Raw genomic sequence first — 2,866 nt, 5'->3', positions numbered from 1 at the left:
TGGCCGGAGCCGGGGAGAGCGCCGGACAGGGCCCCCGGGCGCCGGGCGGGGGCCGCCGGACGCCCCTGCCGCCGGCCCGCCGCGGCCGCGCGGTCCGCACGCCCCGGCGGTTCGCCGGCCGCCCCGTGGGGCACGGCCTGCGCCGGCCCACCGAGCGCCGCCGTCCCGTCGTCGCCTCGGCGGGCCGCCCCGTGGCCCGTCCGGTCGCCGTCACCGTCGGCCGGTACGAGCGCTTCGGCGAGCAGGACCGCCCAGCCGCGCCAGCCGCCCTCCACCCGGTCCCCCACACCGGCGGTGAGCGAGTCCCCGAGCGCGGCGAACCGCAGCGGCCTCGGTACGGAGGGCTCGACGGGAGCGGCGGCCTCGGGCGGTACCCCGAGGTTCGCGTACACGGTCATCCCGCACCTCCGACCGGAGGCGGCACCGGCGCCACCGCGACGGACCTGACCGACGGTGGGCCGGGCACGGACGGCAGACGCGGCACGGAAGGCAGCGGCGCCGCGACCGCGGGCGACACGAACGCCGCCGGAAGTGCCGCCGGGAGCGCGGCAGGCGTCGCGGACGGGACCGGGGCGGCCCACGGCAGGGACGGCGGCGAGGGGACCGCGGCCGCGACGGACACCACCGGCGCCGTGGGCGGCTGGACAGCGCCCGGTGCCGTACCGCCGCCGCCCGGCGTCCCGACGACCGTCCGAACCTCCGCGAGCGGGTCCTGTCCCGCACGCACGGGCACCTCGTGCGCGGCCAGGAAGCCCGCCACCGCGCGGTCCCACCCGAAGAGTTCGGCCCGCGCCCTCGCCGCGGCGCGGCGGGCCGCCTCCGGGCGGCCGAGGAGTTCTCGTACGGCGTCGGCGAACGCCCTGGGCGTGTCCGCCGCCGTGCCGCCCGCCGCGCCCAGGATCTCCGGGAGGGCCGACGACGCGCTCGCGACGACCGGGGTGCCGCAGGCGAGCGCTTCGAGCGCGGACAGGCCGAACGTCTCGGCCGGTCCCGGTGCCAGGCAGATGTCCGCGGCGGCCTGGAGGTCCGCCAGCCGCTCCCGGTCGCCCACGTGTCCGAGGTACACCACGGGCAGCCGCCGCTCGCGCGCCCGGCGCGCCAGTACGCCCGCCAGCGGGCCGTCTCCGGCGATCACCAGCGACGCCCGCACACCCAGGCCACGGAGCGTGGCGAGGGCGTCGAGCGCGACACCCGGGCGCTTCTCGACGGACAGCCGCGAGCAGAGCAGCAGCAGGACGTCCGCCCCGCGCGCGTACTCGGCACGCAGGGCCTCGCGGCGCCGGTCGGGCCGGCAGCGCAGCAGGTCGACACCGAGCGGCGCGCGCACCACGTTGCGGGCGCCGATCCGGACGAACTCGCGCTCGGCCCACTCGGTGGTGCAGACGATCCGTGAATAGCCCCACGCGCTGCGCCGGTTGAGCCGGTCCGCGGCCCGTCCGGCGACCGTTGCCGGTACACCCCAGGTGCGCAGCACCCCGTCGGCCGTCTCGTGGGACACCATGACGGACGGGATCCGGCGGCGCCGCGCCCACTCCCCGGTCCACCTCAGGGTGGTGCGGTCGGAGACCTCCAGACGGTCGGGGGCGAGGGTTTCGAGCAGGGCGCGCAGGCGCCGGCGGTCGGTCAGCACCCGGTAGCCGCCGGTGCCGGGCAGCACCGCCCCGCGCAGGGTGATCACCCGTCCCTGCGCCGTCTGTTCGTCGCGCGGGCGCTCACCGGGCACGATCAGGACCGGTTCGTGCCCGGCGGCCAGGTAGCCCGCGCCGAGCTCCTGGAGGGCGGTCCTGAGGCCTCCTGAGGCCGGGGTGACGAAGTTGGCCAGCCGTACGATCCGTACGCCGCGAGGAGCGGCACCGACGCCGCTCACGCGACCACGGCCGTGCGTTCGCCGATGACCTCGGCGTAGTGGTCGAGCAGTTGGTCGCCCACCACGGCCCAGGTGCGGCCCTCGACGGTGGCGCGCGCCGTGCGTCCGTAGGAGGCGCGCAGTTCCGGGGCGGCCTGGAGGTCCCGTACGGCGCCGGTGACGGACCGCGCGTCGTGGGGCGGCACCAGCAGCCCCGTGCGGCCGTGGTCGACGAGGTCGAGCGGCCCGCCCGCCGCCGGGGCGACCACCGGAACCCCGCTGGCCATGGCCTCCTGGACGGTCTGGCAGAACGTCTCGTACGGCCCGGTGTGCGCGAAGACGTCGAACGAGGCGAAGATCCGCGCCAGCTCGTCGCCGGTGCGGCGGCCGAGGAACACGGCGCCCGGGAGCGCGGTGCGCAGGGACGGCTCGCTGGGGCCGTCCCCGACGATCACGACGCGGACGCCGGGCAGCCCGCAGACGCCGGACAGGAGTTCGACGTGCTTCTCGGCCGCCAGCCTGCCGACGTATCCGACGATCAGCTCGCCGCCGGGCGCGAGTCGGCGGCGCAGTGCGTCGTCGCGCAGCTCGGGCCGGAACCTGACGGTGTCCACGCCGCGCGGCCAGAGCCTGACGCGCGGTACGCGGTGCTCCTCGAGGTCCTTGAGGGCGGCGCTGGACGGGGCGAGGGTGCGGTCCGCGGCACTGTGCACGGCGCGCAGCCGCCGCCAGGCCGCCGCCTCGCCCGCGCCCATGTAGGTGCGGGCGTAGCCGGCGAGGTCGGTCTGGTAGACGGCGACGGTGGGGATCCGCAGCCGTGCGGCGGCCGCCATGCCGCGTACACCGAGGACGAACGGCCCGGCCAGGTGCACGAGGTCGGCCCGGTGCGCGGCGAGGGTCGCGGCGACCCGGCGGCTGGGCAGGGCGACGCGTACCTGGGGGTAGCCGGGCAGTGGCAGGGAGGGGATGCGCACCACGGGGCACGGTGCGTCGGAGTCTGCCGTCCGGGGAGAGCTGTCT

The 2,866-nt window shown here is 78.0% G+C and carries 1 protein-coding gene and 2 pseudogenes; all 3 read right to left on the bottom strand.

Annotated elements, in window-relative coordinates:
* Nucleotides 1–398: pseudogene (locus tag P3L51_RS35730) on the bottom strand (hypothetical protein); the annotation flags it as partial.
* 308 nt (nt 399–706) lie between these two features.
* A pseudogene (locus P3L51_RS35725) lies at nt 707–1,867 on the bottom strand (glycosyltransferase); the annotation flags it as partial.
* On the bottom strand, nt 1,864–2,866 hold a 1,003-nt coding region (locus P3L51_RS35720), incomplete at its 5' end, for a glycosyltransferase family 4 protein (protein ID WP_354609529.1). The pseudogene P3L51_RS35725 and the gene P3L51_RS35720, both read right to left, overlap by 4 nt.

Source organism: Streptomyces panacea (assembly GCF_040560175.1).
Classification (GTDB): domain Bacteria; phylum Actinomycetota; class Actinomycetes; order Streptomycetales; family Streptomycetaceae; genus Streptomyces; species Streptomyces panacea.
The sequence above is the reverse complement of the archived record's forward strand: the minus strand, read 5'-3'. Positions and strand labels throughout refer to the sequence as shown.